Consider the following 26,029-nt stretch of genomic DNA (forward strand, 5'->3'; position numbering starts at 1 on the left):
GTTCCACGGATGGCAGCGCGGTTTTGCCGCTCCATCGTTGACGCCGTGGATGACGTTCGCCAAGCCACAGTCATGCCCGATCCACGCCCCGATAGCCGGCCCGACACCCGGCGCTGCCCCAACCCCAAGGTGGTCGTCACGCGCGAACTCGCCGATGCGGTCATGGACCGTATGGCGGCGCTGTTCGACACGACCAACAACCACGGCGATGCCAAGCTCAGCCGCGACCAGTTGGCCGCCGCGATGGCCGATTGCGACGTGCTGGTCCCGACCGTGACCGACGATATCGACGCCGCGCTGATCGCCGGCGCGGGCGATCGCCTTCGCCTGATCGCCAATTACGGCGCGGGCGTGAACCATATCGACCTGAAGGCGGCGCGTGCGCGCGGGATCATCGTCACCAACACGCCGGGGGTGCTGACCGAAGACACCGCGGACATGACGATGGCGTTGATCCTGTCGGTGCCGCGGCGGCTGGCGGAGGGCGAGAAGCTCGTCCGTTCGGGCGCATGGACCGGCTGGAGCCCCGGCGGGATGCTGGGCCACCGGATCGGCGGCAAGGCACTCGGCATCGTCGGGATGGGCCGGATCGGACAGGCGGTCGCGCGCCGTGCCGCCGCATTCGGCCTCTCGATCCACTATAACAATCGCCGCCGCCTCCCCGTCGCACTCGAACAGGCGCTCGGGGCGACGTGGCACCCCTCGCTCGACGAGCTGCTCGGCGCAGTCGACATCGTGACGATCCACACCCCGCTGAACGCCGACAGCCGGGACATGATCGACGCGCGCCGGATCGCGCTGATGCGCCCGCACGTCTTCCTCATCAACGCCTCGCGCGGCGGCGTGGTCGACGAGACCGCGCTGGTCGACGCGCTCGAGGCGGGCCGGCTCGCCGGTGCCGGGCTCGATGTCTGGCGCCACGAGCCGCAGATCGATCCGCGGCTGCTCGCGCTCGATAACGTCGTGATGCTCCCGCACATGGGATCGGCGACGTTCGAGGGGCGGATCGCGACAGGCGAGAAGGTGATCCAGAACATCCGGATGTGGGCCGATGGCCACCGCCCGCCCGATCAGGTGCTCGAAGGCTGGGCCTGACTGTCCCTCACCCGTCCCCGCGCCTGTGCCCGGAACCGATTCCGCAGTGCGGCATTTGTTGGATACCCCCGGAGAGAAAGAGGAGTATCCCATGAAGAAGATTGCTGTTTCCGCGCTGCTGATCGCGTCCGCCGTGTCGATGAGCGCCTGCTCGACGCTCAAGGGCGCAGGCATCGGTGCTGCGGGCGGTGCGGGTGTCGCCGCGGCGACGGGCGGTAGTGTCGAAAAGGGCGCAGCGGTCGGTGGTGCCGGCGGTGCGGTGGTCGGCACGGTCGCTGACTGAAACGTCTGGCGCGCGCGGGCCTGAAGGTCCGCGCGTCGCCCCTCAAATCACCGTGCGCGGATCCAGCCGGTCCGCTGGACGGTGCCCGTCAGGACCTTCGACCCGAACGCCTTGGCGACGGTCGCGGCATCCGCAATGTTCATCAGGACGATCCGTGTCCCCCCCGACGGCAGCGATTCTATCGCGCTGATCTCGGCCTTGTGCTTGGCGCACATCGCGACGGCCTGGGCCTCGGTGACGCGTACGTTCATCGCACGCGAAATGGGCGCAACATCGGCGCTGGGCGTGGTGGTCATCTGATAATCCCGGCAGGAGCGGGAGCGCGATACGTCTCTCAGTCGTGGCTTGCCCGAATGAAGCGCCGCAATGCGCACGGTATGCGCGCTATCCCGCCAATCGGCAACCTCAGCCGCCGCGTCAGACGCGCGTTCCGAGCAGCGCGAGACCGAAGCCGACGAACACCGCCCCCGTCGCCCGGTCGAAGGCGCGCCGCAGTGCCGGTCGCGTCAGATGCCGCGCCAGCGTCCGCCCGCTCATCGCATAGACCGCATACCAGAGGCTTTCGACCACCGCGAAGGTGACGACGAGGATCGCGAACTGCGGCCCCTGCGGCGCGGCGCGGTTGACGAACTGCGGCAGGAAGGCGGCGGCGAACAGCAGCAGCTTGGGATTGCTGATCCCGATCACGAACCCGCCGCGGAACAGTCGTGCGGCCGACATCGTGCGCGGCAGCGTGTCGGCGCCCAGATCGACTGGCCCGCCCGCACTGCGCCACGCCTTGATCCCCAGCACGATCAGATAGGCGACGCCGGCATAGCGCAGCGCATCAAACACCCGCGGCCAGGCAGTCAGCAAAGCCGCGACGCCCGCCGCCGATGCCGCGAGGACGAGGACCAGCGCGGTCAGGCACCCCGCCATCGCCGCCAGGCTGCGCCGCGCGCCGAAGGTCATGCTGCGCGTCATGACGTGCAGCATGTTCGGCCCCGGCGTGCCGCACAACAGGATCACCGCGACTAGGAACACCGTCCACGCATGCAGCGTCATGCCTTTGCCCCCCTAGCCTGACCGGCTCAGTCGCCGGTCAGGATCCGATCGACCAGCTGCCCGACGCTCGGCACGAACCCGTTGGAATAGAACGGGTCCTTCTTGAAGTTATACGCCGCATGGCCGGCGAACATCAGGTTCTGGTCGATGTCGCCGCCATGCGCGATATCCTGCAGCGTCTTCTGGATGCAGAAGCTGCGCGGGTCGGCGAGCCGCCCCGTCGAGTTGGTCTCGGTATCCGCCCAGCTCGAGAAGGAGCATTGCGACAGGCAGCCCATGCAGTCGGCCTGGTCCTTGCGGATCATGCCCTTCTCCTCGGGGCCGACGAAGACGAGCGTGTTGTCCGGGGTCTTGAGCGCGTCGGTATAGCCTTCGCCGAACCACTGGCGTGCGCGCAGCAGGTCGTTGCGCGTTACCCAGAAATTCTTGCCCTTCACGCCGACGTCGAGCTGGAAGATGTGGTCGCCCGCCTCCTGCGTCGAGAACGCGATCTGGCGTTCGGACCGCGCCTCGAGGCTACGCAGAAACGGGTTGCGCACCGCCGAGGAATAGAAACCGGTCGGCGAGAATTTGTGCAGCAGCACATCGCCTTCCTCGATCTTCGTCAGCGCGTCCTTCCACCCCTGCGGGATCGGGCTTTCGCGCGTCAGCAGCGGGCGGGTACCGAACTGGAACGCGATCGTGCCGAGTTCGGGATTGTCGATCCAGTCGTTCCAGTCGCGCAGATACCAGACGCCGCCCGCCATCACGATCGGCACATCGTCCGAAATACCGCCCTCGCGCATCACGTCGCGCAGTTCCTTCACGCGAGGATAGGGATCCTGCGGCTTCAGCGGATCCTCGGCATTCGACAGGCCGTTATGCCCGCCCGCGAGCCAAGGATCCTCGTACACGACTGCCGCCAGCCACTGTGCCGCCTTCGAATAGGCGCGCTTCCACAGCGCACGGAACGCCCGCCCCGAACTGACGATCGGCAGGTAGCTGACGCCGTAGGACGCGGTGATCTCGCTGAGCTTGTAGGGCATGCCTGCGCCACAGGTGACGCCCGCCACCTTGCCGCGCGTCCGCTCGAGCACGCCGTGCAGGATCCGCTGCGCGCCGCCCATTTCCCACAGCACGTTGATGTTGATCGCGCCCTTGCCGTCGGCGATCTCATAGGCGCGCTCGACCTGCTGGACCGCACCGTCGATCGCATACTGGACCAGCTCCTCATGCCGGTCACGCCGCGTCAGCGCGGCATAGACCTGCGGGATGATCTTGCCCTCTGGATCGTAACTATCGGCATTCACGGCAGAAACCGTGCCGATGCCACCCGCGGCGGCCCAGGCTCCGGCCGACGCATGGTTGGTCGCCGCGACTCCCTTGCCGCCTTCCACCAGCGGCCACACTTCGCGACCGTTATAGACGATAGGCTTCAGGCCCTTGAACACGACGTCACCTCTCCCGGAAAATACGGCCCCCTATATCGCAAGGACGCAGCGTGCGAGCAAATTAAGACCTAGGTTAGCGCGCCGGGTCTGCCGAGCGCCTCTTCGTACAGCGCACGGTAGCGCGCGATCATCACCGATTCGTCGAATTCGGCCCGCGCGCGCCGCTGATTCGCCGCCCCGATCGACGCGCGCAGCGCGGGATCCGCGACCAGCGCCTGCAACGCATCGCGCAGCCGCACCTCGCTCGGCGCCTCGGTGATGAACGGCAGGTTTTCGGGCGCGACCATCCGCGCGACGTCGCCGACCGGATAGCTCGCGATCGGCAGGCCGGCGGCCATCGCCTCGACCACCGAAATCGGAAACTGCTCGCTGCGCGACGACAGAGCGAGGATGTCGAAATGCCCGATATAACGATAGGGCCGATCGAGAAATCCCGGCAGGACGAGCGTGTCGGCCATCCCCATCGCGGCGGCCGCCTGCGCGATCCGCGCGCGTTCGGGTCCTTCGCCGACGATCACCAGCCGCACCCGCCCCGACACGCCGCCGACCGCACGCACCAGTGCGGTGAGGTCCTTCACCTCGCGCAGACCCGCCAGCGCGCCGATGACGACCTCCTTCGCCTTCGGCACGAACCCCGGGATCGCCTTGGGTTCGGGCTTCTGCGCATAATAGGCGGTGCCGATGCCGTTCACGATCCGGTGCACCCGCTCGCGCGGCTGTTTCCAGGTCTTCAGCGCGATCGCCTCGAGTACCTCGGACGGGACCGCCAGCGCATGTGCCGCACCCAGCGCGAGCCGGCGATAGATGTTGCGCTCGATCTTCAGCCCGCCCGCCTCGTCGGCGTTGAACCCGTCCTCGTGGTGGACCAGCGGCGGTGCGCCCTTGCCGAACGCGCGGCGCGCCATCGCCCCGTCGATCGCCCCCCAGTTATAGCTCAGCACCAGGTCGAACCGCCGCATATATTGCGCGATCGCCTCGTAGCGCGCGACCGACGGCTTGCCCGTCAGCGGCGGCGGGTTCTGCGCGATCTCGTAGCGGATCCCCTTGGCGATCGACGCCTGCGCGCCCAGCGCATCGGGCACGCCCGACACGATGGTATGCTTGGCGCGATCGCCGAACGCATTCATCAACCGCACCGCCCGCGCCTCCTTCCCGCCGAGGTCGAACGAGGAGTGGAGATGCAGGATGTTGACGGGTGCGGCCATGCCCGACGCGATGCCGATTTCCCGCCGGGGTTTCAAGGGAGCAGGCGCGCTGGATTGCTGTCAGCTTCCGCCCACTTGCGGACACTAGAAGCATAATTTCATGCCGTGCTATGATGCCGACAACGGAGGGGGGCGGACGGTGAAAACACTGGATGACTTGATCAAATGGGCGAACGAGCAGCGCAAAGAATCTCTGCGACAGGTCGATCTCTTCAGTAACGGCGGAGTGAAGGCACAGCTTGTCATGCCGGATGGCACTACGCAGGATATTACTGCCGGGGTGCTTTCGCATCAGAAAGCGAACGTAGATGCTTTCACCAGTCTTGTGTCAGCCTTGGAGAGGTAAGGTCCGCTCCCCACCAAAATACGCCACGAACCGCATCAGGCGGGCGGGTCGAACGCAGTCTTCGCGATGTGGGTGATCCGGCACGCCAGGTCCGCCTCGCCGCTCGCCACCACGTAGAAGTCGCCCGCGTCCGCAATGCCCGTCGTGAAGACGACATTGTCGACGTACATCTGGTCCTTGAGCGGTTCGGTCAGCGCGGGGTTCGCCTCGAGCAGCGGCGCGTGCTGGGTCGCGATCGTGATCGACGGGTCGCCCTTGTCGAGGATCGACCAATAGGTGCGGTAGATGCCGACCACGCCCGACGGCTCGACGCCGTGCCACAGGCTCAGCCAGCCGCGATCGGTCAGGATCGGTGGTGTCCCGCCGCCCATCCGCGCGGTCGAGACCGTGGCGGCGTGAGGGCGGATGCCGGGCTTGTCATGCGGCTTCCAGTGGAGCGCATCGGGCGAGCGCGACAGGTTGATCGACGGCCCGGCGCGCCATTCGCTGCCCGGCGGATAGGCGAAGTACAGATCGCCGAGCGGCCGCGTCTGCGCCCAATATTGCCCGCCGATCAGCCCTTCGAAGATCAGCATGTCCTTGTTCTGGTGATCGAGCACGATCCCCTCGAGCTGCCAGTCGAGCGCATCGGCGGACGAATAAAGCGTGGTCGAATGCCGTTCCGGGCTGACCGAACAGGTCGTCATCAGATAGCGGTCGCCGACCTTCGAGATTCGGGCATCCTCGACGCCGTAGCATTGATAGGGCGTGCGCGGCGCGATCGCCTTGTCGTAATGGACCGCGACGACCGAACGGCCCTCCGCGTCGAGCTCGACCGGTAGCAGCCAGGACAGCGAGGTCAGCGCCATCACCTTCCATCCGCCGCCGGGGATCAGGAATTTGCGCGGATCCTTGGTGTCGACCATCTGCAACGGCCACGCATCGCGCAGATAGGCGCCGTCCTGCCAGCGGATCGCATGGACATTCCCGCCCTTGAGCGGCTCGCGCAACGCCTCGGCCACGCGCACCATCAGCAGCAGATTGCCGTTCGCCAGCCGCGTCATCCCCGGATTGAACGCACCGAGCACATAGGTCTCGGCCCCGACCTTGCCCGCCAGCGGCGAGCGCGACAGGTCGATGTCGGCGGGAGTGAAGACGAGCTGATCGAACATGCTATTCTCCTAAATTCTGGTTGTTTGGCCGCCCCGCACCATGCCCGTTCGCCCTGAGCGAAGTCGAAGGGCATGCCCCGAGCGGAGGTGCTTCGACTTCGCTCAGCACGAACGGGACGGGTGAGCGGTGTCGCTATTCCCCCTCCAACGCGCGGGGCACGATGACGAGCTGCTGGATCACACTGCGCGTCGGCTGCGTCAGCAGGAACTCGACGCCCGCAGCGATGTCCTCGCCGCGCAGCATCTGCTCCGCCGCGATCATTTCCCGCTGCTTTTCGTCGGGCACGTCGGGATATTGCATGTTGGAGCCGACCTTGCCGGGCTCGATCAGCGACACCCGGATCCCCTTGGGCCCCAGCTCGCGGCGCAGCGCCTCGGCGAAACCGGCGATACCCGCTTTGATGCCCGCATAGACGGTCGAGCTCGGCCCGAGGATATGCGCGCTGAGCGACCCGATGAGGACGAGGTCGCCGATCGGCGTCATCCGGTGCGCGGCGTGATGCGCGCTGAGCAGATAGGCGGTGAAATTGACCGCGATCGCGTAGCGCAGCGCGTCTTCGTCCATCTGCGTCAGCCCGCCCGCAGCGATCGAGGCGTTGACGACGGTGATGTCGAACCCGCCCAGATACGCCTCGCCGGCATCGAAAAAGGCGCGGACCTTGTCCGGATCGGCAAGCTCGGTGACCATCCCGTCGCCTTCGCCAACCTCGCGGATGCAAACGAGCGCGTCCTCGAGATGACCCGCATCGTGACCGCAGATATAGACTTTGGCGCCCCCCGCCGCGAGCAGCACCGCGATCGCCCGGCCGATGCCCGTCGTCCCTCCCGTGATGATCGCGCGTCGACCCTCGAGGGAGCGATGATTCACATGAAGGTCGGCAGGTGCGGTCATAAGCTGTTCCGGTCATCGAGCAGGCGGGACGAGGCGTCGCTGCGACGCCCCGTCCCCGTCCCCTAGGCGCGGACAGCATCCCCCTCAAGCACCTGCGCCAGCAGCTCGTCGATCGGCGCCTGGACGATCGGCTCGCTCAGCGTTGGGGCATGACCGACCCCGGGCACGGTGACGAGCGTCGCGCGGTCGAGCGATGCGACCATCCTGTCCGCGATCGCGGCGGACAACAGGTCGGACCGGCCACCGCGCACGATCAGCGTCGGGATCTCGCGCAGGCCCGCCAGCGCCTGCCACATGTCCGGCCCGGCCTCGCTGCCCGGCACGCGGAACGGTTCGGCGATCTTCAGGTCGTAATCGAGCACGATCCGGCCCGAGCTGTTCAGCCGGTAGATGCGCTTGGCCATCGCCAGCCAGTCCTCGATCGTCCAGTCGGGATAGACGTCGGCATTGCTCTCCGACACACAGCGCGCGGCATGCATCCAGGTCGGAAAGACGCTCGCCTTGCCGACATAGCCGCGGATCCGCGACAGGCCCTGCGCGTCGATCTCGGGTCCGACATCGTTGAGCAAAGCGGCTGCGATTCGCCCGCGCGCCGGCCCCGCCATCAGCATCGTGACGATCCCGCCGAGCGACGTCCCGAACGCGACGAAACGGTCGATGCCATGCTCGGCCAGCAACGCCTCGACATCCTGGACATAGGTCAGCGGGACATAGGACATCGGATCCTTGGCATAGGCGCTCTCGCCGCGCCCGCGGAAATCGATCCCGATCAGCCGCCAGCGTCCCGCCAGCCGCGCCGCGAGCGCATCGAAATCGCGCGCGTTGCGTGTCAGCCCCGGCAGGCACAGGATCGGCGGACGGCCATCGCCGCCGCCCGGATAGTCGCGTGCGTGCAGCCGCAGCCCGTCCCTGGACCACCAATAGAGGTTTTCGTAAGCGGCCATGGTTGCGTCCTTCGGGTAGCGGCCACCATATCGCCGCATGCCCATCGACCCGCAAGCCTTCCCCGCCTATCGCCCCGAAACCACGTTGCTCGACCTGGGCGACCCGTTCTTCGATCCGGTCGCGGCGGCCGATTTCCCCCGCACCCAGCTCCGCTTCCGCAACGATCGCGCCGCCGCACAGGTCGGTCTGGCGGCGCTCGACGACGACGAATGGACCCGCCATTTCGGCCGGTTCGCGCCGTTGCCGGACACGCTGCCCGGCCCGCTAGCGTTGCGCTATCACGGTCATCAGTTCCGCAATTACAATCCCGATCTGGGCGACGGTCGCGGTTTCACCTTTGCCCAGATGCGCGACGATCGCGGCCGCCTGATGGATCTCGGCACCAAGGGCTCGGGGCAGACGCCGTGGAGCCGCGCGGGCGATGGTCGGCTCACGCTGAAAGGTGGCGTTCGCGAGATCCTCGCGACCGAGATGCTCGAGGCGCTGAACGTCCCGACCTCGCGCACGCTCTCGCTTATCGAGACGGGCGAAGACCTGCAGCGCGGCGACGAGCCGAGCCCGACCCGCTCCGCGGTCATGGTCCGGCTCAGCCACAGCCATGTCCGGATCGGCACGTTCCAGCGCCTCGCCTATCATCGCGACGACGGCGCCCTACGCCGGCTGGTCGGCTATACGCTGCGCAACCTGTTCGACGAGGACGGGAACGGGGAAGGCGACGATCCGGTCCGCCTCCTCGCGCTCGTCGTCGCGCGGACCGCGCGGCTCGCGGCGCGCTACATGGCCGCGGGCTTCGTCCACGGCGTGCTCAATTCGGACAACATCAACGTCACCGGCGAAAGCTTCGACTATGGCCCGTGGCGGTTCGCGCCGACCTGGGACCCGGGCTTTACCGCCGCCTATTTTGATCATCAGGGGCTGTACGCCTTTGGTCGCCAGCCCGAGGCGATCCACTGGGACGTGATGCAGCTCGCGGTATCGCTGCGCACGATCGCCGAGAGCGATCCGCTGATCGCCGCGCTCGACGGTTTCGGCCCCGCCTATCAGACCGAAGTGGGCGCGGCGATCCTGTGGCGGCTGGGCGTCCGCCCGCGCGATCCGGACAGTGACCGCGCGCTCGTCCAGGCGATCGAACGCGCGCTGCGGACCAGCGGGACGGGTATCGACCGGTTCTTCTTCGATGCCTTCGGCGGCGAGCTGCCCGCAAGCTACGGTCCCGAATGGGACGAGGTCCGCGCCGCGCTCGGCGGCTATGCAGCGCGCAAGGATCGCAGCCATCCCTATTGGTCGGGCACGCCGTGCAGCCTGCTGATCGACGAGGTGGAATCGATCTGGGCGCCGATCGCCGACGCGACGACTGGAGCCGTCTTACTGCGAAGGTCGCGGCGATCCGGGCGATGGGCGAGGCGCTTGCCTGAACGCGGGTGCCGCGGCCGACGGTGCGGCGGGTGGTGGAAACTCTTCTAAAATTGGGGCAAGAGCCCGATATGGCCGATGAGATCCTCTCCTACGAACCCGCAACCGGTACGCTGTTGTGGCGTCACCGATCGGGGATGTCGATACCGAAGTGGCGACCGCGCGGTCGGGCTGGGCCGGCTGGGCCTCCAAGCCGCTCGCGTTCCGGATCGAGACGATGCGCCGGTTCGCCAATGTCGTCCGCCAGCGCAACGACGCGTTCACCGACCTGATCGCGCGCGAGACGGGCAAGCCGATCTGGGAAGCGCGCGGCGAGGTCGAGACGGTGATCGCCAAGGTCGACATCTCGGTCAGCGCCTATGCCGAACGCACTGCGCAGCGCCGGATGGAGGCGCCGATGAACAGCCGCGTCGCGCTGCGCCATAAGCCGCACGGCGTGCTCGCGGTGCTCGGCCCCTATAACTTCCCGGCACATCTCCCCAACGGCCACATCGTCCCCGCCCTGATCGCCGGCAACGCGGTCGTCTTCAAGCCGTCCGAAAAGACCCCCGCATCGGGCGCGTTCCTCGTCGAGTGCTACCGCGCCGCGGGTGTGCCCGAGGACTGTATCCGGCTGCTCGTCGGCGGCCCCGCGGAGGGCAAGGCGCTGGCCGCGCATCCCGATATCGACGGCCTGCTCTTCACCGGTTCGGCCCAGACCGGCCTCGCGCTCAACCGCGCCTTTGCCGAGAAGCCCGAGAAGATCCTCGCGCTCGAAATGGGCGGCAACAACCCGATCATGGTCTGGGACACGCCGGACCTGCACACCGCGGCGGTGCTCGTCGTCCAGTCCGCCTTCACCACCGCCGGCCAGCGCTGCACCGCCGCGCGCCGGCTGATCGTCCAGGAACGGCTCGCCCAGCCGCTGCTCGACACGATCGAGCGGATGATTGCGCGGATCATCGTCGACGAGCCGCATGCGAACCCGGCGCCGTTCATGGGCCCGGTGATCGACAACCAGGCGGCGGACCAGCTGACCGAGAGCTTTCTCGAGCTGCTGATGCGCGGCGGCCGGCCGATCCGGCATCTCGAACGCCCGGTCGATACGCTGCCCTTCCTGCGCCCGGCGATGATCGACGTCACCGACATGGCGGAGCGCCCCGATCTCGAGCTGTTCGGGCCGATCCTGCAGGTCTTCCGCACCGATGATTTCGACGCCGCGATCGCCGAGGCGAACAACACCCGCTATGGCCTGTCCGCCGCGCTGATCAGCCAGACGCCCGCGCTCTACGACCGGTTCTGGGCCAATATCCGCGCCGGGATCGTCAACTGGAACAAGCCCACCAACGGTGCCTCATCGGGCGCGCCGTTCGGCGGCGTCGGCTGGTCGGGCAACCACCGCCCCAGCGCCTATTACGCCGCCGACTATTGCGCCTATCCGGTCGTCAGCAGCGAATCCGAAAGCGCGCGGGCCAGCATCGGCATCGGCCTGCGCGACGGCTGAGGCGGGTAGCGGGCCTAAAGCCGCACTGAAATCCTCCCCCGCCAGGGGGAGGATCATGGGGCTTACTTCGCCCCGCCCAGCCAGTCGTCGATCTTCTTCTCCAGCACCGGCATCGGCAGTGCCCCCGTATCGAGCACCTGCGCATGGAAGGCGCGCGGATCGAACGCGGCGCCCTGCGCCGCCTGCGCCTTGGCCTTCATCCTGAGGATCGTCAGCTGGCCGATCTTGTACGCCAGCGCCTGGCCGGGAATAGAGATGTACCGCTCGACCTCGGCGGTCGCGTCGGTCCGCCCCATCGGCGAATTGGCGAGCATATAGGCGATCGCCTGGTCGCGGCTCCACCCCTTGGCGTGGATGCCGGTATCGACGACCAGCCGCATCGCGCGCAGCATCTCGTCGTTCAGGCCGCCCATCCGCTGATAGGGATCGCTTTCGACGCCCAGTTCCTTCCACAAGGTCTCGGCATAGAGCGCCCAGCCCTCGACATAGGCGGTGTTGCCGCCGAACCGGATGAACGCGGGGAGCGCGACATTCTCCTGCGCGAGGCTGATCTGGTAATGATGGCCCGGCACCGCCTCGTGCAGGTAGAGCGTCTCCATCCCCCACAGATACCGCGTCGGCAGGTCATAGGTGTTGTAGTAGAAGATCCCCGGCCGCGTGCCGTCGGGGGTCCCCTGCTGATACGACCCCGCCGCATCGGTCTTCGCCCGGAAATCGGGCACCGCGCGGATCTCGAGCGGACTTTTGGGCACCAGCGAGAATTGCGTCGCGATGCGCGCGTTGACCCGTTTGCCGATCTCCTCATAGCCCTCGCGCACCGCCGCCGCCGACTTGGGCTGGAAGCGAGGATCGGTGCGCAGATGGTCGAAGAAGGCGGCGAGCGTGCCCTTGAACCCGACCGCGGCCTTCTGCGCCTCCATCGCCTGCGTGATCCGCGCGACCTCGGACAGGCCGAGCTGATGCACCGCCTCGGGCTCTAGCGGCAGCGTCGTGCTGTCCTCGATCCGCTGGGCATAAAGCGCGGCCCCGCCCGGCAGCGCCGACAGCCCGACCGTGTCGCGGGCTTGGCGAGATATTCGTTGGCGAGGAAATCGCGCATCCGGACATGCGCGGGATTGATCACCTCGCGCACCTGCTTGGCATAGGCCGCGGTCAGGCGCGTGCGGTCGGCCGTAGGGATCGACGCGGGGAACATCGTCACCGGGGCGTAGATGGTCGATTTCTCGACACCCTCGGCGATCAGATTGTCGAACTGGCCGATCATGTTGCGCACGACCAGCTTGGGCTGGGTCACGCCCTTCGCCATGCCCTCGCGGAACCGCGCGATCGCCCGGTCATAGACCGCGGCATAGCCCGCATTGCGCCGCAGATTATTCTCGTAATCCGCGACCGTCTTGAACGGCGCGCCACCCTTGCCCGACGCGAAATCGGGATAGAAGGTCTGGAACCCGCCGAAATGGCTGAGCGGCAGCAACCGGTCGATCGCGACCAGGTTCGGCGCGAACCCGCGCAGCGCGACCTCGCGGCCGTTGCGGAACACGTCATAGGCAATCTGGTCGACGCGGGTCAGCTTGCTGCGGTCGATCGCGGCGATCGCAGCCAGGTCCTGCTCGACGTTGCGCTTGTCCTGCGCTGTGCGCGCATCGGTCAGATATTCGCCGAAACGATCGGCATAGCGCATGTCGCCGCGGAAAATGGCCTGCAGCGGATCATTCTTCAGATCGCGCTCGTCGCTGGCATAGAAAAGCTGCTTGAGCTTCGCATCCTCGGGGCCGTCGCCGGCGATCGGCGCGGGCGGCGGCAGCGCCTGGCTCGACACCGGCACCGCGCCGATGAAGGTGGTCGCCAGCAACATGGCGGCAAGGCAGGTCAGGCGCATTATCGAAGTTCCCCATCGCGTCCGGGTTACCCGGTTGTCGCGCCTTCCTATCGCGCGGATTCCACCGCCACCAGCCCGTGACCGGGGCCTGCGCACGTTTCCGGCGATGGCACCCGCGCCGCGTGGGAAAGCAGGACTAGCCCCGGGGCAAATAATGCTGGGCTCGCCAATCGCCCGCCCAGAGCCCATCTTCCTGACATGGTAAGCTTGCTAGACCCCGGTGCCCGCGGGCGCGTCATCCTCGTCGGGGCGGGGCCCGGCGATCCCGGGCTGCTGACCGTGCGTGCGGTCGCCGCGCTCGAGATTGCGACGTCGTCGTCCATGACGGGCTGATCGATCCGCGCGTGCTCGACATCGCGCCGCCTGCCGCCCAGCGCATCTCGGTCGCCAAGCAGCGCGCGCGCCACACGCTGCCGCAGGAGGCGATCAACGCGCTGATCATCGCGCATGTGAAGACCGGCGCGATCGTCGTCCGGCTGAAGGGCGGCGATCCGTTCGTGTTCGGTCGCGGCGGCGAGGAGGTCGAGGCGGTACGTGCGGCGGGCCTGCCGGTCGAGGTGATCCCCGGCGTCTCCGCAGCACTGGGTTGCGCGGCCGAGGCGATGCTCCCGCTCACTCACCGCGATCATTCGAGCGCGGTCAGCTTCGTCGCGGGCCAGTGCAAGGGTCTGACCGAACAGGACTGGTCGGGGCTCGCCGGCCAGGGCCGTACGCTCGTCATCTACATGGGGATCGCGACCGCGACCGATATCGCCGACAAGCTGATGGCCGATGGCGTCGCGCCCGACATGCCGGTTGCGGTGCTCGAGCGCGGCACGCTATCGGGCAGCCGTGCGATGCGGACCCTGCTCGCCGATCTCGGCCCGATGGTGCAGCGCGAGGCGGTAAAGAGCCCCGCGATCATCGTCGTCGGCGAGGTCGTCGAACTCTCCGACGCGCAGGACAAGCTCGCCCGCTGGGCACGAATTGCAGAGGCCGCCGCATGAAGCTCCTGACCGGAAACGACCTTCCCACCGGCGACGTGATCTGGTGGACCGGCGACGGCTGGTCGCGTCACATCGAGGATGCGGCCGATGTCGGCGTCGCGGGTGAATCGATCCTCCAGGCGGAGGAAGGCGCACGCCGCGTCAACGTCCCTATCTGATCGAGGCGACCGCGACGGCAGACGGCCCCCGCCCTGCGCACATCAAGGATCGCATTCGCGCCTTGGGTCCGACTATGCGGCCCGACCTTACGCTCAAGCCGGCCGATCCGGCTGCGGGGAGTTGGGTTATATGATTCACGCGATGGCGCGAAGGCGCGAAGAGAGCAGTGAGAAGGTGGTTCGCGCGGAGGCGCGGAGGCGCGGAGGTGTCTCCCTTGCCGCGCAGCGGCCCTCACACTCGCTGATTGAGGCAGATTCGATGCCCGCTGGCGCGGGAGTTACTTCCTCGTCTTTCTCCTCCGCGCCTCCGCGCCTCCGCGTGAACAAAATTCTTCTGAATCTCTTCGCGCCATCGCGCCCCTTCGGCTTCGCTCAGGACAGGCTCCGCGTGAACCAAATTCTACCGGGAACCCCCCATGTATAAGTACGACGAATACGACCAGGCCATCGTCGACCAGCGCGTCGACGAGTTCCGCGACCAGGTCCGCCGCCGCCTCTCGGGCGAGCTGACCGAGGACCAGTTCAAGCCGCTGCGCCTGATGAACGGCCTGTATCTCCAGCTGCATGCCTATATGCTGCGCGTCGCGGTGCCCTATGGCACGCTCGACGGACGGCAGATGCGGATGCTCGGCCACATCGCGCGCAAATATGATCGCGGCTACGGGCATTTCACGACGCGGCAGAACATCCAGTTTAACTGGATCCAGCTCGACCAGACCCCGGACATCCTCCAAGAGCTGTCGACGGTCCAGATGCATGCCATCCAGACGTCGGGCAACTGCATCCGCAACATCAGTTCCGACCAGTTCGCCGGCGCCGCCGCGGACGAGGTCGCCGATCCGCGCCCCTGGGCCGAGCTGATCCGTCAGTGGAGCACGTTCCACCCCGAATTCACCTACCTCCCGCGCAAGTTCAAGATCTGCGTGATCGCGGCGGACGAGGATCGCGCGGCGATGCGGCTGCACGACATCGGCATCGGGCTGCACGTCCGCGACGGTGAACTCGGCGCGAAGATCTATGTCGGTGGCGGCATGGGCCGCACGCCGATGATCAGCCACGAGATCCGCGATTTCGTCCCCGCCGACGATCTGATGAGCTATCTCGAGGCGTGCCTGCGCGTCTACAATCGCTACGGTCGCCGCGACAATATCTACAAGGCGCGGATCAAGATCCTGCTGCACGAGATCGGCCCCGACGAATATCGTCGCCAGGTCGAGGAGGAATTCGCCGCAGTGAAGGGCCTCGGCCTCGATCCGCCGCGCGCCGAGCTGGAGCGGATCACGAGCCATTTCGGCGCGCCCGCATTCGAGGAAAACGCGTCCTCCGAGATCGACCGCAGCGATCCCGACTTCGCGGTCTGGCTCGACCAGAATGTGAAGGCGCACAAGCAGCCGGGCTATGCGATCGTCAACATCAGCCTGAAGCCCGTCGGCGGCATCCCCGGCGATGCGTCGGCGGACCAGATCGACGTGATGGCCGATCTCGGCACGCGCTACAGCTTCGACGAACTGCGCGTCACGCATGCGCAGAACATCGTCCTGCCGCACGTCCGCATGGCCGATCTGCACGCGGTGTGGTCGACGCTGAACGAGGCCGGTCTGGCCGAGGCCAATCTCGACCTGATCAGCGACATCATCGCCTGCCCCGGTCTCGATTATTGCAGCCTCGCCAACGCACGCTCGATCCCGCTCGCACAGAAGATCGCGACGCGCTTCGGCAGTCTCGATCGCCAGCGCGACCTGGGCGAATTGAAGCTCAAGATCAGCGGCTGCATCAACGCCTGTGGGCATCACCACGCCGGCCACATTGGCATCCTCGGCGTCGACAAGAAGGGCACCGAAAATTACCAGCTCTCGCTCGGCGGATCGGGCGCGGAGGATGTCAGTCTCGCCAAGATCACCGGCCCCGGATTCTCGGAGGACGGCGTGGTCGACGCGATCGAACGCGTCACCGACCGATATCTCCAGGTGCGCGATCCCGGCGAGCGGTTCCTCGACACCTACCGCCGCGTCGGCTTCGAGACGTTCAAGGAGGCGATCTATGGTTGAGTATCCGGACCAGACGCTGCTCCGCTTCCGCGACGACGAGCCGCATGACGAGCCCGCGGTGACGCTCGATTCGTTCATCGGCCAGAGCAATGCGGCGGCCGTTCGCCTCGAGGCGGGTGACGATGCGCGCGCGCTGTTGCCGCAGATCGACCAGCTCGCGCTGATCGAGGTGAGCTTTCCCGGCTATCGCGACGGCCGCGGCTATTCCGCGGCGCGGATCCTGCGCGAGGCGGGCTATACCGGCGAGCTGCGTGCGGCGGGCGACGTGCTCGTCGACCAGATTCCGCTGATGCGCCGCTGCGGCTTCGACAGCTTCGCGCCCGAGGCCCCGATCGATATCGACGTGCTCCGCGCCAGCCTCGCGCGCTACGACACGCCCTATCAGAAGGCGGCGGACGGCGCCGTGCCGGTCTGGAAGCTGCGCCATGGGTGAAGCGCTCCGCCGGATCGACACGATCGACGTCACCCCCGCCTTCACCAAGGCGGATGCACAGGCGATGCAGGACCGGTTCGCCGGCGTTCCTGCCGCGCAGATGCTGCGCGAGCTGCTGACCAGCGAGCTGGCCGGGCGGATCGCGTCGGTTTCGTCCTTCGGTGCCGAATCGGCGGTGCTGCTGCATATGGTCGCGCAGGTCGATGTCGACGTGCCGGTGGTCTTCACGAACACGCAGAAGATGTTCGGCGAGACGCTCGCCTATCGTGATGCGCTGGCCGAACGGCTGGGCCTCACCGACCTGCGCGTGTTCAGACCCGATCCGCGGCTGCTCGCGATCAAGGATCGGGCCGGCGAACGCTGGTCCTACGACCCCGATGGCTGCTGCGACCTGCGCAAGGTCGAGCCGTTGCGCCGCGCGCTCGCGCCGTTCGACGCGTGGATCTCGGGGCGCAAGGGCTTCCAGTCGGGCACGCGCACCGCGCTGCCGCGGTTCGAGGAAGATGAGGGCCGTTTGAAGATCAACCCGCTTGCCGATTGGGACAAGGCTAAGCTCGACGCCTATTTCGCCGAGCATGACCTGCCGCGGCATCCGCTCGAGGCGCAGGGCTATCTCTCGATCGGCTGCGCGCCCTGCACGACCAAGGTCGCCCCCGGCGAGGATCCGCGCGCGGGGCGTTGGCGCAGCTTCGACAAGGTCGAATGCGGCATCCACGCTCCCGGCGGCTACGATCCGATCATTTGATCCGTGTCCCTCTCCCCGTGGGGGAGAGGGACACCAGAGTTTCAATACTCGGCCAGATCCGAGAACTTCGTGATCGTCGGATCGAACTTCATCCGCACCTTGCCGGTCGCGCCGTGGCGCTGCTTGGCGATGATCAGCTCGGCAAGACCGTAGACCCGCTCCATCTCAGCCGCCCAGGACGCGTGATCCTCGAAGATCTTCGCGCTGTCGCCTTCGGCCGGGCGCTTGGGCTCCTTCGACGCGACGTAATAATCCTCGCGGTACACGAACCAGACCATGTCGGCGTCCTGCTCGATCGACCCCGATTCGCGAAGATCTGACAGCATCGGCGTCTTGTCCTCGCGGCTTTCGACCGCGCGGCTCAGCTGCGACAGCGCCAGCACCGGGACGTTCAGGTCCTTCGCCAGCGTCTTGAGCCCACGCGAAATCTCCGAGATTTCCTGGACGCGGTTGCCGTCCTTGCTCTTGCCCGACCCCGACAGCAGCTGGAGATAGTCGACCACCACCAGCCCGATCTCGTTATTGTGGCGACGCTGCAGCCGGCGGACGCGCGTGTGCAGCGCGCCGATCGACAGGCCGCCGGTGTCGTCGATGAACAGCGGCAGGTTCTCGAGCTCGGCCGCCGCGGCCGCGAGCTGCGCGAACTCGGTGCGGCTGATCTTGCCCATGCGGAGCGATTCGGAACTGATCTGAGACTGCTCGGCAAGAATACGCGTCGCCAGCTGATCCGCGGACATTTCGAGGCTGAAGAACGCGACCTTCGCGCCGACCGAATCCTTCGGGGCGATCCCGTCGGCCATGTCGCGCATCCAGCGCCGCGCGGCGTTGAACGCGATGTTGGTGGCGAGCGACGTCTTGCCCATGCCCGGACGCCCGGCGAGGATCATCAGATCGCTGTGATGCATGCCGCCGATCTTGGCGTTGATCGAGTCGATACCCGTCGTCACGCCCGACAAATTGCCGCCCGAGTTGAGTGCCCTCTCGGCCATCTTGACCGCCGCGGTGGTCGCCTGCGCGAACGTCTTGACCGAGTTTTCCGCCCCGCCATCGGCGGCGACCTTGAACAATTCCTCCTCGGCCAGCTCGATCTGCGCGCGCGGATTGACCTCCTCGGACGTATCCATCGCGCGATCGACCAGCGTGCGGCCAACCGAGACGAGCGCACGCAGCATCGCCAGGTCATAGATCTGCTGCGCAAACTGGCGCGCACCGATCAGCCCTGCGCCGCTGCCCGTGAGGCCGGCCAGATAGGCGGGACCGCCCAGCTCGCGCATGCCCTCGTCCGCGTCGAACATCGGCCGCAGCGTGACCGGCGTCACCAGCATGTCGTTGCCGCGCAGCGTCTTGATCGCGGCGAAGATGCGCCCGTGCACGGGTTCGAAGAAATGCGTGGGTTCGAGCTTGTCGACCAGATCGTCGGCGAGCCGGTTGTCGATCATCATTGCGCCGAGCATCGCGGCTTCGGCCTCGACGTTGCGGGGAAGCTGCTGTGGTTCGGCCACGGCGGGGACGGGGAATGCGAGGGTTGCCATACTGCGTTCTACGCACTGCGCGCGATCGCTCCAAGCCAACTGCGCCAGATTGATGGGGATAAGTCGACCAGCCCGCCGCGATCGGCGGCCGCCGGTGCAGGCGACAAGTGACACGCGTTACGACCATCGCTATCGCACATGGCATGGCCGACCCGCGGATCATCGACATACAGCTCGACGAGCGCACGATTGCGTGGCGTTCCGCGGATATCGAGCAGGAACGCCGGATCGCGATCTTCGACCTGATCGAGGGCAATTATTTCGCGCCGCAGCGCCAGCATGCCGATGGCTATGCCGGCCCGTACCGCATCAGGCTCGAGACGGAGGAAGGCCGTCTCGGCATTCACATCCATCGTGAGGACGACACGCATCTTGAGACACTGGTGCTCGCGCTCGGCCGTTTCCGCCGACCGATCAAGGACTATTTCGCGATCTGCGACAGCTATTACCAGGCGATTCGCCAGTCCTCGCCTGCGCAGATCGAAACCGTCGACATGGCCCGTCGCGGCGTCCACAACGAGGCCGCCGAGCTGCTCAAGGACCGGCTGTCGGGCAAGATCGAGGTCGATTTCGACACCGCCCGCCGGTTGTTCACGCTCATCTGCGTCCTTCATCTGCGTGGCTGAGCAACGCTGATGGCCACGACATTGCTGAAGCTTGCGACCCTGCTGTTCGGCACGGGCGGCATCGCGATTGGCGGCTGGGCCTATGCGACGCAGTGGCATCCCGCGACCGAGACCTATCCGCTGCAAGGCGTCGACCTAGGTGAAAATCCCGCGCCGGTCGAATGGGGAACGGTGCGCGCGCGCGGCGTCGACTTCGCCTATATCGTCGCGACCTCGGGCAAGGATCGCCGCGATCCGGCATTCGAGGCGAACTGGGCGGCGCTTCCCGAAGCCGGGCTGCGGCGCGGCGCGGTGCACATCTATTCGCTGTGCCAGCCCGCGGTCGATCAGGCGAATGCGTTCAATACCTTCGTGCCCGCCGCCGCCGATGCGCTGCCCGTCGCCGTCGATGTGCAGTTCCGTGATGATTGCGTCGCCCGCCCTGAAAAGGCCGCGCTGGTCGCCGATCTGACGCGCTTCGTGACGATGGTGGAGACGCATACCGGCAAGCCTGTCCTGCTGCGGATCGGCAAGTCGGTCGAGGGCAGCTATGCGTTGTCGGCGGCACTGCCGCGGCCGGTCTGGGCGATGGCCAATCTGCTCAAGCCCGATTATGCGGCACGGCCATGGCGAATGTGGCGCGCGAGCAATTTTCGGCGTGTCGAGGGAATCGAGGGACCGGTGAACTGGGACGTGGTGGCAGGATGAACGATGGTTTCGATACCGATCAGGCAACCCGCCTGATCGCCGCGGCGCGCGACGCCGCGCGTCACGCGCATGCGCCCTATTCGCGATTCGCGGTCGGCGCCGCGGTGCTGCTCGACGACGGCAGCGTGATCACCGCCGCCAATTTCGAGAATGCGAGCTACGGCCTGTCGCTTTGCGCCGAAACCGTCGCGCTGGCGACCGCAAGCGCGCAGGGCCGCCTGCGTGACGTCGTTGCGATCGGCGTGATCGGCGGCGCGATGGATGCGGACGGCATCGCCACCGGCCTCGCCCCGGTGAGCCCCTGCGGACGGTGCCGCCAGGTGATCAACGAGGCGGCGCAGATGGGCGGGCGCGATCTCCCCGTGCATTGCGGCGCGGCGCAGGGCGAGGCTGTCCGCAGCTACCGCCTGTCGGAGCTTCTCCCCGATGCGTTCGGCCCGGCGGACCTCGGGATCGGCTGAGCCGCGGTCAGTAGTTGAACTGCAGCTGCGTGCGGATCAAATCGCCCTCCGCCCGGCCCTCGCGGCGTTCGTCGGCCTCGCGCCGTGTCATCCGCGCATAGGCGACGGTCAGCTCGATCGGCGGGGTCGGCTGGAACTCGATCCCCAGCTCGAACTCGTCGGTCTCGAGCCGCGGCGCGTTGGGCAGCGCCTTCCACCCGCCGCGATAATATTGCCGGCGCGCATAGGGCATGAACGGACCGAGCGGCGACGACCGCACACGCGCCATCGCCTGGACATAGCCGCCGTTCAGCCGCTTGGTCGTAATCGACTGTGACGCGTCGTCATATTCGGGGCCGCGGCCCCAGTTCCACTCCGCCTGGAACCCGAAGGCTGCGGATAGAGGATCGCGTGGACGCCGAGCCGCTCGTCGGCAAAGCTCGTGTCGCTGACCCCGCCGCTGCGCAGTTCGGGCTGGACGCGATTACGGATGGCCGCCGCGCCGACCTCCAACACCTGTCCGCTGAACGCCCCGCCAAGCCCGTCGAGCGCGAACGGCCAGGTCGCCATCGCCACCGTCATCGCGCCGTCATTGGTCTCCGAACGGCTGATCCCCTGGCCGTTATACACGCCGAGCGCGAACGCGCCGTAATTGCCGAACAGTTTCTGGCCGTCCTCCTCGAGGCGACCCCAGATCCGTTGCACGCCGGTGGGCGTGTAATAGGCGACGATGCCCAGATCGCGCTCCCCGGGGACCGCGCTGTTGATCCCGTCGCTGCGATCGATCGTGATGCGATTCGACGAGGACTGCATATTCTCCCAGCCGAAGGGCACCTTCGACTGCCCGAACCGCAGCCGGAAGCGGCGATCTGCGTCGAGGAACGTGTCGACATAGGCGTCGCGCAGCTGGGCAAAGCCCTCGCGCCGCTCGCCGCCCGACTGGTTGCTGACGTTCACCGCGAAGTCGGGCTGGAGATAGAAGGACACACGGTCGGTCAGATCGCCCTGCAGGACCAGCCGGACGCGGCGGAGCGAGAAGCCCGTATTGTCGCCGATGCTGCCGTCATGCACTGATCGCAACCGCGACTGGCCGTCGGGCGCGGTGCGATCGCCCGACACGATCTCGTTGAACCGCATCTGCGTATAGCCGCGGATCGCGATGCGATCATACCAGGCGCGCTTCGGCTCGGGCGTCGCCGCGGCCAATTGCGTCGATGGCGCGACCGCTGTTGCCAGCTTCGGCGCCGGGGCGGGCGCAGGCGTTGCCGCAACCGCGATCGGCGCGGTGGCTGGCGCGGTGGCTGGCGCAGTAACTGGCGCCGTTTGGGCAATCGGTCCGTTCTGCGCGGCCTTGAGCTCGGCGATCGTAGCCTTCAGCTCGTCGATCTGGCGTTGCAGGTCCTGCACCGACTGCGCCTGCGCCGCGCCGCCCGACAGCGCGATCGATCCGGCCAGCGCGATCCGCACATAGCGGCTGGCGCGGCGCGCGCGGATCGCGGCGCGGTTCCGCTCGTCATCATGGTCCGGAAGCTGTGGCTCGACGGACGTACCGCGCGGAAAAGGCTGCCGAATCTGGTTCATGCCGCGCCCCATGACGGCCCGACACGCCGGCTGCAACGGCAAAAACGCTCTCTGCGTGCGCGCGCTCTTGCCGCCATCGACCATCCGCGCGAAAGCAGCGGCGAAAAGGGGAATGTCTCATGTCCGTCATGTCCGACCGCTGGATTCGCGAACGCGCGCTGGGCGATGCGATGATCGAGCCATTTCACGAGGCGCAGCGCCGCGACGGCTGTATCAGCTACGGGCTGTCCTCCTATGGCTATGACGCGCGCGTCGCCGACGAGTTCAAGATCTTCACCAATGTCGACAGTGCGATCGTCGATCCGAAGAATTTCGACGCGAACAGCTTCGTCGACCGCAAGACCGATGTCTGCATCATCCCGCCGAACAGCTTTGCGCTGGCGCGGACGGTCGAATATTTCCGCATCCCACGCGATACGCTAGTGATCTGTCTGGGCAAATCGACCTATGCGCGCTGCGGGATCATCGTCAACGTCACGCCGCTCGAACCCGAATGGGAGGGCCATGTGACGCTAGAATTCTCGAACACCACGCCGCTCCCCGCCAAGATCTACGCGAACGAGGGCGCCTGCCAGTTCCTGTTCCTGCGCGGCAATGAGCCGTGCGAGATCAGCTATGCCGACCGCGCAGGCAAATATATGGGCCAGCGCGGGGTCACCCTGCCCCGACTCTGACCGCCTCAGGCGTCGACCGCACGAGGTCGACGCCAGCGCTAGCTTACTACCGGAACCACAGAACCGGCGCCGGGCGAGCGCGACGGCCTTAGCTTAGCGCGTGGCGATCTGCACCGGGGCCACGCCGAGCGCGCGCCGTGCCAGATCATGCGACGAGGCCACCGCACCCGAGGGCAGGTCCATCGCGATGTCGCGGCGTTCGAGCACGCGCTTGTACAGCGCCCGAGCGTCCGCCTCGCGGCCGGTCCGCCGGTAAACCGCGGCAAGGTTGAGCATCAGTTCGGGGCGACCCGGATAGACCGCCTGTTCCGCCAGGATATGGCGTTCGGCCGCGGCCAGATCGCCCGACACGATCGCCTGATAGCCATTCTGATCCGCCGCGAACGCCGGTGCTGCCGCGCCGACAAGGGCAAGAACTACAAGGCCGAATTTGCGCATCATCCCGTCTCCATCGCCCTTCTGAGTCGAAAGGTTTCACTTTTGTGACACTGTTGTGTCACTTCGATGACTGTGGCGCAATATGGGATTTTTACGGATATTGCCCTGATAAGGCCGTGAGGTGCGCGCGCGTCATGCCGACGCTCTTTCCGCCCCCGGTGTCATGGACGTCGGACATGCAAAAGGGGCGGCCCTTGCGGACCGCCCCTGGCATCGTATCGATCGTGTCGCGTGACTTAGAAGTCGTTGCGATACTGCTCGTTACCGATGAAGCCGAGCTTCGTGATCGAAGACCGCTTCACGACGGCCAGCGTGCGATCGACGACTTCGTACCGCGCCTGCGGGTCGGGCTGGAAGTGAAGTTCCGGCTCGGGGTTCATGCCCGCGGTCTGGTCCAGATACTGGCGCAGCGTCACCTCGTCGACCGGCGACCCGTTCCAGGCCACCGTGCCCGATGCGTCGATCGAGATCTTGTTCTTCTCGGGGTCGATCGGGTTCTGCGGCGGGTTCTTGCTGTTGACCGGAAGGTCGACCTTGACCGCGTGCGTCTGGATCGGGATCGTGATGATGAACATGATGAGGAGAACGAGCAGGACGTCGATCAACGGCGTCATGTTCATTTCCATCATCGGCCCGTCATCTTCTTTGCCGCCGCCCATTGCCATTCTATACTACTCCTAAATACGTCCGAGCGATCGTCAGCGTTCGGTGGTGCCGCCGGGGGGGCGGCTCGGAGATGAAGCCGACGCGGGCGAAGCCGGCGCGCTGCATCGTGTAGATCGTGCCGCCGATGCACTTGTACGGCGTGTTCACGTCGCCGCGAATATGCGCCTCGGGCAGCTCAAGACCTGCGGCATTCACGCCACCCTGACGATCGATCTCGGTCTTCAGCTTGGCGACCGCGCGATCGAGCAGCTCGGTCGAGGTGACCGGGGTCATGTTCCAATACACTGCACAGCTGCCATCACCATTTGTCGTCACCGACAGCGAGACATTTTTCGGGCTTGGTCGTGGTCGGATCAAATTTGACCTCGGGGAGCTTCAGCTGCACCGCCTGGACCGCGACGGTCGTCGTCACCAGAAAGATGATCAGGAGCACGAGCATGACGTCGACCAGCGGCGTCGTATTGATGTCCGATATCGATTTCTCGGTGGAATCGCCACCAACACTCATCGCCATGTGCGAACTATCCTATTCTTTTATCGCCACCGGCACCGCCGGCGGGAAGGAAGCGGGGCTGCTGCGAACACCAGCCCCGCCTTTCTCGCGTCTTAGTTAGCGCGCGGCACGCCACCGGTCTGACCGGCAGTCGTGGTCGCCGTGGCAGGCTTGGCCACAACTGGCTTGACGCCCGAAGCGGTGATCGGACGCACGGCGCCGTTCGATGCCAGGAAGCCGAGCACGTCGTTCGAGAAGGCCGACAGGTCCTCTGCGATCGACTTGTTGCGACGCTGCAGCCAGTTGTACGACAGCACGGCAGGAACCGCGACGACGAGACCCAGTGCGGTCATGATCAGTGCTTCACCGACCGGCCCTGCGACCTTGTCGATCGATGCCTGACCCGATGCACCGATCTTCACGAGTGCGCGGTAGATGCCGATAACCGTACCGAACAGACCGATGAACGGCGAAACCGAACCGACCGTTGCGAGGAAGGCGAGACCGCCACCCAGCTTCGAGTTGATCGCAGCTTCCGAACGCGCGAGCGAACCGTGCAGCCAGTCATGCGCCTCGACCGGATCGGTCAGCTTCGAGTGCTGCTCCTGAGCGGCCAGGCCGTCGTCGACGATCTGCTTGTAGGCCGAGTTCTTCTCGAGCTTGGCCGAACCTTCGCGAAGGCTGTTCGACGACCAGAAGGCCTGACGGACGCGCTTGCCCTGGCCGATGATCTTCTGCTGCTCGAACAGCTTGGAGAACAGGATGTAGAACGAAACCACCGACATCAGCACCAGAATGCCGAACACGGTCTGGGAGATGAGACCGCCTTCGCGAAGTGCCGCTTCGAGGCCGTACGGGTTGGCTTCGGCTGCTGCGGGCGCCGCCGCGGCAAGGATAGTGGTGAACATGGTCGGATGATCCTCTTAAGATTCGTTGGTCTAAGTGCGCCGAGACGCAGATTAATTTTCCGGCAACGTCCACCGGATACGCTGCGTCGCACTCGAACGCATCGGGTTCCCGGCCTGATCGAGCGCCGGCGAGTAGCGACCACGTCGCGTCATCGCAGCACAGGCTGCCCGATCGAGAGCAGGCGAACCGCTCGACGACGTCACGGTGCAGTTCTCGACACGACCCTGGGCGTTAATGTCCCAGCGCATCGCGACCGCACCCTGTTCGCCGGCACGGATCGCGCTCGGCGGATAGTCGTCCTGGCTCACCCATGTCGCCGGATTACCCTTGCGCCCGCGGCCTTGCTGACCGTCGGTGCTGCTGGCGGGGCCGGCGGCGCTGGCGGCGCGGGAGGCGCCGGCGGTGCCGTTGGCTGGCTCAGCGGGATGATGTTCGCGTCGTGATCGC

The 26,029-nt window shown here is 66.6% G+C and carries 22 protein-coding genes and 7 pseudogenes; 14 read left to right on the forward strand and 15 right to left on the reverse strand.

The window, feature by feature from the left end; translation table 11 throughout:
* The first annotated feature begins 72 nt into the window (after positions 1–72).
* Positions 73–1,095: a D-glycerate dehydrogenase gene (locus NI18_RS01670; protein ID WP_037527638.1), complete on the forward strand. Its 1,023-nt coding sequence runs from the start codon at positions 73–75 to the stop codon at positions 1,093–1,095.
* A gap of 91 nt (positions 1,096–1,186) precedes the next feature.
* Positions 1,187–1,378 carry a hypothetical protein gene (locus NI18_RS01675; RefSeq protein ID WP_031395371.1) on the forward strand — a complete coding sequence of 64 codons (192 nt, stop codon included), beginning with the start codon at positions 1,187–1,189 and terminating at the stop codon, positions 1,376–1,378.
* A gap of 47 nt (positions 1,379–1,425) precedes the next feature.
* On the opposite strand, the gene NI18_RS01680 is transcribed toward NI18_RS01675, so the two are convergent.
* From NI18_RS01680 to NI18_RS01695, 4 genes are all read right to left on the reverse strand, one after another.
* Positions 1,426–1,674, reverse strand: a complete 249-nt coding sequence (locus NI18_RS01680) for a hypothetical protein (protein ID WP_197975206.1) — start codon at positions 1,672–1,674, stop codon at positions 1,426–1,428.
* A gap of 121 nt (positions 1,675–1,795) precedes the next feature.
* Positions 1,796–2,422, reverse strand: coding sequence for a LysE family translocator (locus NI18_RS01685; RefSeq protein WP_037527640.1), 627 nt, complete (start codon positions 2,420–2,422; stop codon positions 1,796–1,798).
* Between the two features lie 26 nt (positions 2,423–2,448).
* The gene (locus NI18_RS01690; protein WP_037527642.1) at positions 2,449–3,852 is read right to left on the reverse strand and encodes a nitronate monooxygenase; all 1,404 of its coding nucleotides are present in this window, start codon (positions 3,850–3,852) and stop codon (positions 2,449–2,451) included.
* A gap of 68 nt (positions 3,853–3,920) precedes the next feature.
* Positions 3,921–5,057 carry a glycosyltransferase family 4 protein gene (locus tag NI18_RS01695; protein ID WP_031441355.1) on the reverse strand — a complete coding sequence of 379 codons (1,137 nt, stop codon included), beginning with the start codon at positions 5,055–5,057 and terminating at the stop codon, positions 3,921–3,923.
* Positions 5,058–5,196: 139 nt separating this feature from the next.
* Between NI18_RS01695 and NI18_RS01700 the strand changes: the two genes are divergently transcribed.
* A complete protein-coding gene (locus tag NI18_RS01700) occupies positions 5,197–5,403 on the forward strand; it encodes a hypothetical protein (RefSeq protein WP_128082019.1) in 207 nt (68 codons plus the stop codon).
* A gap of 35 nt (positions 5,404–5,438) precedes the next feature.
* Here NI18_RS01700 and NI18_RS01705 read toward each other — a convergent pair whose 3' ends face one another.
* From NI18_RS01705 to NI18_RS01715, 3 genes are all read right to left on the reverse strand, one after another.
* Complete coding sequence (locus tag NI18_RS01705) at positions 5,439–6,554, reverse strand: glycosidase (protein WP_037527645.1); 1,116 nt, start codon at positions 6,552–6,554, stop codon at positions 5,439–5,441.
* A gap of 133 nt (positions 6,555–6,687) precedes the next feature.
* Positions 6,688–7,422 carry an SDR family oxidoreductase gene (locus NI18_RS01710; RefSeq protein ID WP_347574783.1) on the reverse strand — a complete coding sequence of 245 codons (735 nt, stop codon included), beginning with the start codon at positions 7,420–7,422 and terminating at the stop codon, positions 6,688–6,690.
* A gap of 86 nt (positions 7,423–7,508) precedes the next feature.
* Positions 7,509–8,390 carry an alpha/beta hydrolase gene (locus NI18_RS01715; RefSeq protein ID WP_037527659.1) on the reverse strand — a complete coding sequence of 294 codons (882 nt, stop codon included), beginning with the start codon at positions 8,388–8,390 and terminating at the stop codon, positions 7,509–7,511.
* 37 nt (positions 8,391–8,427) lie between these two features.
* On the opposite strand from NI18_RS01715, the pseudogene NI18_RS01720 reads away from it, so the two are divergent.
* Positions 8,428–9,806: pseudogene (locus tag NI18_RS01720) on the forward strand (protein adenylyltransferase SelO family protein).
* A gap of 69 nt (positions 9,807–9,875) precedes the next feature.
* Positions 9,876–11,287: pseudogene (gene astD / locus NI18_RS01725) on the forward strand (succinylglutamate-semialdehyde dehydrogenase).
* A gap of 62 nt (positions 11,288–11,349) precedes the next feature.
* Here the strand turns inward: astD and NI18_RS01730 are convergent.
* Positions 11,350–13,166 (reverse strand): annotated as a pseudogene (locus NI18_RS01730) (DUF885 domain-containing protein).
* A 198-nt stretch (positions 13,167–13,364) separates the two neighbouring features.
* On the opposite strand from NI18_RS01730, the pseudogene cobA reads away from it, so the two are divergent.
* The 5 genes and pseudogenes from cobA (at position 13,365) to NI18_RS01755 (ending at position 17,536) form a co-directional block, all read left to right on the forward strand.
* Positions 13,365–14,152 (forward strand): annotated as a pseudogene (cobA, locus tag NI18_RS01735) (uroporphyrinogen-III C-methyltransferase).
* Positions 14,149–14,444 (forward strand): annotated as a pseudogene (locus NI18_RS01740) (DUF2849 domain-containing protein). Before cobA ends, NI18_RS01740 begins: the two co-directional pseudogenes overlap by 4 nt.
* A gap of 282 nt (positions 14,445–14,726) precedes the next feature.
* The gene (locus tag NI18_RS01745) at positions 14,727–16,358 is read left to right on the forward strand and encodes a nitrite/sulfite reductase (RefSeq protein ID WP_031441364.1); all 1,632 of its coding nucleotides are present in this window, start codon (positions 14,727–14,729) and stop codon (positions 16,356–16,358) included.
* Positions 16,351–16,791: a DUF934 domain-containing protein gene (locus NI18_RS01750; RefSeq protein ID WP_031395826.1), complete on the forward strand. Its 441-nt coding sequence runs from the start codon at positions 16,351–16,353 to the stop codon at positions 16,789–16,791. The genes NI18_RS01745 and NI18_RS01750 overlap by 8 nt, the downstream gene beginning before the upstream one ends.
* Positions 16,784–17,536, forward strand: coding sequence for a phosphoadenylyl-sulfate reductase (locus NI18_RS01755; protein WP_037527649.1), 753 nt, complete (start codon positions 16,784–16,786; stop codon positions 17,534–17,536). Before NI18_RS01750 ends, NI18_RS01755 begins: the two co-directional genes overlap by 8 nt.
* Positions 17,537–17,577: 41 nt before the next feature.
* On the opposite strand, the gene NI18_RS01760 is transcribed toward NI18_RS01755, so the two are convergent.
* Positions 17,578–19,068 (reverse strand): replicative DNA helicase, encoded by a 1,491-nt coding sequence (locus NI18_RS01760; RefSeq protein WP_031395824.1) that lies wholly within the window; start codon positions 19,066–19,068, stop codon positions 17,578–17,580.
* A 143-nt stretch (positions 19,069–19,211) separates the two neighbouring features.
* On the opposite strand from NI18_RS01760, the gene NI18_RS01765 reads away from it, so the two are divergent.
* Genes NI18_RS01765 through NI18_RS01775 form a run of 3 tightly spaced genes read left to right on the forward strand, consistent with a single transcriptional unit; the run spans position 19,212 to position 20,842 of the window.
* A complete protein-coding gene (locus NI18_RS01765) occupies positions 19,212–19,694 on the forward strand; it encodes a UPF0262 family protein (protein WP_031395823.1) in 483 nt (160 codons plus the stop codon).
* Between the two features lie 9 nt (positions 19,695–19,703).
* Positions 19,704–20,381, forward strand: coding sequence for a GH25 family lysozyme (locus tag NI18_RS01770; RefSeq protein ID WP_031441366.1), 678 nt, complete (start codon positions 19,704–19,706; stop codon positions 20,379–20,381).
* Positions 20,378–20,842, forward strand: coding sequence for a cytidine deaminase (locus NI18_RS01775; RefSeq protein ID WP_031441367.1), 465 nt, complete (start codon positions 20,378–20,380; stop codon positions 20,840–20,842). Before NI18_RS01770 ends, NI18_RS01775 begins: the two co-directional genes overlap by 4 nt.
* Before the next feature lie 7 nt (positions 20,843–20,849).
* Here NI18_RS01775 and NI18_RS01780 read toward each other — a convergent pair.
* Positions 20,850–22,282: pseudogene (locus NI18_RS01780) on the reverse strand (porin).
* 239 nt (positions 22,283–22,521) lie between these two features.
* On the opposite strand from NI18_RS01780, the gene dcd reads away from it, so the two are divergent.
* Positions 22,522–23,076: a dCTP deaminase gene (dcd, locus tag NI18_RS01785; RefSeq protein WP_031395819.1), complete on the forward strand. Its 555-nt coding sequence runs from the start codon at positions 22,522–22,524 to the stop codon at positions 23,074–23,076.
* A gap of 93 nt (positions 23,077–23,169) precedes the next feature.
* Here the strand turns inward: dcd and NI18_RS01790 are convergent, their stop codons facing one another.
* From NI18_RS01790 to NI18_RS21950, 5 genes and pseudogenes are all read right to left on the reverse strand, one after another.
* The gene (locus tag NI18_RS01790; RefSeq protein WP_031441369.1) at positions 23,170–23,514 is read right to left on the reverse strand and encodes a tetratricopeptide repeat protein; all 345 of its coding nucleotides are present in this window, start codon (positions 23,512–23,514) and stop codon (positions 23,170–23,172) included.
* Positions 23,515–23,750: 236 nt separating this feature from the next.
* Complete coding sequence (locus tag NI18_RS01795) at positions 23,751–24,173, reverse strand: biopolymer transporter ExbD (protein ID WP_081874365.1); 423 nt, start codon at positions 24,171–24,173, stop codon at positions 23,751–23,753.
* A 7-nt stretch (positions 24,174–24,180) separates the two neighbouring features.
* Positions 24,181–24,694 (reverse strand): annotated as a pseudogene (locus NI18_RS01800) (biopolymer transporter ExbD).
* Positions 24,695–24,786: 92 nt separating this feature from the next.
* Complete coding sequence (locus NI18_RS01805; protein WP_031395815.1) at positions 24,787–25,581, reverse strand: MotA/TolQ/ExbB proton channel family protein; 795 nt, start codon at positions 25,579–25,581, stop codon at positions 24,787–24,789.
* Between the two features lie 51 nt (positions 25,582–25,632).
* A partial coding sequence (locus NI18_RS21950) for an energy transducer TonB (RefSeq protein ID WP_306286170.1) occupies positions 25,633–26,029 on the reverse strand: 397 nt, incomplete at its 5' end.

It is taken from the genome of Sphingomonas sp. Ant20 (genome assembly GCF_000783375.1).
GTDB lineage: Bacteria > Pseudomonadota > Alphaproteobacteria > Sphingomonadales > Sphingomonadaceae > Sphingomonas > Sphingomonas aerolata.